At 68.3% G+C, this 2,766-nt stretch carries 4 protein-coding genes; all 4 read left to right on the forward strand.

All coding sequences use genetic code 11. From position 1 onward, the window contains the following. The coding region (locus C4S70_RS18235) for a prohead protease/major capsid protein fusion protein (protein WP_104009501.1) at positions 1-1,869 on the forward strand (1,869 nt) is incomplete at its 5' end. A gap of 78 nt (positions 1,870-1,947) precedes the next feature. Then, positions 1,948-2,283, forward strand: a complete 336-nt coding sequence (locus tag C4S70_RS18240) for a DUF2190 family protein (RefSeq protein ID WP_104009502.1) — start codon at positions 1,948-1,950, stop codon at positions 2,281-2,283. Beyond that, a complete protein-coding gene (locus C4S70_RS18245; protein WP_104009503.1) occupies positions 2,283-2,594 on the forward strand; it encodes a head-tail joining protein in 312 nt (103 codons plus the stop codon). Before C4S70_RS18240 ends, C4S70_RS18245 begins: the two co-directional genes overlap by 1 nt. After that, positions 2,591-2,766, forward strand: a 176-nt coding sequence (locus tag C4S70_RS18950; RefSeq protein ID WP_235003896.1) for a DUF6441 family protein, incomplete at its 3' end; no start/stop codon positions are given. The genes C4S70_RS18245 and C4S70_RS18950, both read left to right, overlap by 4 nt.

Here is a 2,766-nt window from a genome sequence, read left to right on the forward strand (position 1 = left end):
GGCGCGCCGTTTCTGAAGGTGCACGAGATCGAAACGCTGGATGCGGTGATCGGCTCGGTCGTGCCCGGCTCGGCCCGCATCGAGAACGGCCGCGGCATTGCGCAGGTCCGGATCAGCGAGCGCGCCGATGTCGAGCCGATCTGGCGCGACATTCAGGCCGGGCACATCCGGGCGGTTTCCATCGGCTACCAGGTTCACCGCTTCGTGGTCACGAAGCCCGAGGCGAGCCGCGAGCTCTGGCGCGCGGTGGACTGGACGCCGTTCGAGGTCTCCGCCGTGCCCGTGGGCGCGGATCCCGCCGCGGGGTTCCGCGCCCAATCTCCCCTTCACGACTGCGTCCTCCATCGCCGGGACGTGCAACCCACCACCACAGGAGCCATCCCGATGAGCGACAAGACCGACAGCCCGGCCACCGACGCCGCAACCCGCACCACCCCCCAGCCGACCGAACCGGTCGCGACCGAGGACACCGCAATGCCCGAGCCGAAACAAACCGCGACGGAACCGCAAACGGCTTCGGTCGAGACCCGTTCCCAGCCGAAACCGCAAAAGCCCGACATCACCCCGGCGCCCGACCCCGACGCCGCCGCCACCCGCGCCCGCGAGGCGGAGCGCGACCGCGTCTCCACCATCTACGATCTGGCCGGACGGCTGAACCTCGAGCGCAGCTTTGCCGAGGATCTGGTGAAACGCGGCACGGATATCGACGAGGCCCGGCGCCTGATCCTCGATCAGGTGGCCGCCAAGTCCGAGGAAACCCGCGCCTTCAGCCAGGTGTCGATCCCGCTCGGTGGCCGCGACGAGGCGATCACCCGCCGCGAGGCTGTGGCCAATGCGCTGCTCCACCGCTACAGCCCGACGCTCTTCGAACTCGAGGACGCTGCGCGGCAATATCGCGGCATGACGCTCCTGGAACTGGCGCGCGAGAGCCTTGGGAATGCCGGGGTCAACACGCGCGGCCTGTCGCGCGACGAGGTGGCGACCCGGGCGCTGCATTCCACGTCCGACTTCCCCGAGATCCTCGCCGCCGTCACCAACAAGACCCTGCGGCAGGCCTACGAAGCCTATCCGCGGACCTTCATGCTGTTCTGCCGCCAGGTGCTCGCAACCGACTTCAAGGCCATGCACCGGGTCCAGCTGGGCGAGGCGCCGCAGCTGCTGGAAGTGGGGGAGAGCGGCGAGTTCAAGCGCGGCACGCTGGGCGAGAGCAAGGAAAGCTACAAGGTCAAGACCTATGGCCGCGTGGTCGCCATCACCCGCCAGACGCTGATCAACGACGATCTCGACGCCTTTACCCGGATCCCGGCGATGTATGGCAACTCCATCGCCCAGCTGGAAAGCGACGTTGTCTGGGGCATCATCACCGCCAACCCGGCGATGGCCGATGGCAACGCGCTGTTCCACGCCAGCCACAAGAACCTCGCCGGCACTGGCGCGGCGCTCGATGTCAGCAGCGTGGGTGCAGCGCGCGCGGCCATGGCCAAGCAGACCGGGCTCGACAAGAAGACGGTGCTGAACGTGCGCCCCGCCTACCTGATCGTGCCGGCGGCGCTGGAGCTGAAGGCCGAGCAGCTGGTGGCCCAGAACCTCGTACCCGCCGCGACCGCCAGCGTCGTGCCGCAATCGATCCGCACGCTCACCCCGATCAGCGAGCCGCGCCTCGACGCCGCCAGCGCCACCGCCTGGTACCTGGCGGCGAGCCCCAACCAGATCGACACCATCGAATACGCCTATCTCGAGGGCCAGCAGGGCGCCTACATCGAGACCCGCAACGGATTCGACGTCGACGGGGTCGAGATCAAGTGCCGCCTCGACTTCGGCGCCAAGGCCATCGACTGGGGCGGTCTTTACAAGAACCCGGGCGCGTAAGCCGGCCTTCCCTGACATCTGAACCCTGACGGGCGGTCCAACCGGGCCGCCCGTTTCCGTTTGCAAAGGATCCCGCACATGAAGAACTACGTCCAGCCCGGCAACACCATCACGCTCACCGCGCCCTATGCGGTGACTTCCGGCGACGGCCTGCTCGTCGGCTCGATCTTCGGCATCGCCGCCGGGGACGCCGCCAATGCCGAGACGGTCGAGGTCGCGCTTACCGGGGTCTTTGACCTCAAGAAGGTCGCGAGCCAGGCCTGGTCGGCCGGCGACAAGATCTATTGGGACAACACCAACAGGGAGGCCACCAAGACCGCCACGGCGAATACACTTATCGGCGTGGCAACCGAAGCCGTCGCGGGCGGCGCGGGCGACGTGATCGGTCGGGTGCGCCTGAACGGCAGCTTCTGATGACGGCGTTCTCCGCCGTCGTGGATGCCCTGTTCAACGACCCCAACATTGGGCGCGATGCGGTCTATACCTCCGCTGGCGGCACCCCCGTTCTGGTGCGCATCGTCTCGCGACAGGCGGATGCCATCACCGACTTCGGCGATGCGCGCCTCTGGTCTGAAACCACGAAGGCTGACCTGCGCGTGGCCGAGGTGGCGAACCCGCGCCCCGGCGACCGGATTGAGATCGACGGCGAGGCCTTCCTGATCCAGGGCGAGCCCGTCCGCGACCGCGAGCGGTTGGTCTGGATCGTGGACCTGCGGCCAGTATGAAACTGAAGCTCGACGTCACGCCCGATCTCGTCGCCGCCATGGCCGCCGAGGTGAAGGCCGGCGAGAAGGCCGTCACCGCCGCCATGCGCGAGGCGGGCTCCGGGCTCAAGACTGCCTGGCGCGGCCAGATCACGGGCGCGGGGCTCGGGCGTCGGCTCGCTAACTCGATCCG

This window comes from Jhaorihella thermophila (assembly GCF_900108275.1).
Lineage (GTDB): Bacteria > Pseudomonadota > Alphaproteobacteria > Rhodobacterales > Rhodobacteraceae > Jhaorihella > Jhaorihella thermophila.

Bases quoted from the DNA above. Each gene is read 5' to 3' on its own strand.
- C4S70_RS18240 (WP_104009502.1), top strand. From the start codon at position 1,948: ATGAAGAACTACGTCCAGCCCGGCAACACCATCACGCTCACCGCGCCC.
- C4S70_RS18245 (WP_104009503.1), top strand. From the start codon at position 2,283: ATGACGGCGTTCTCCGCCGTCGTGGATGCCCTGTTCAACGACCCCAAC.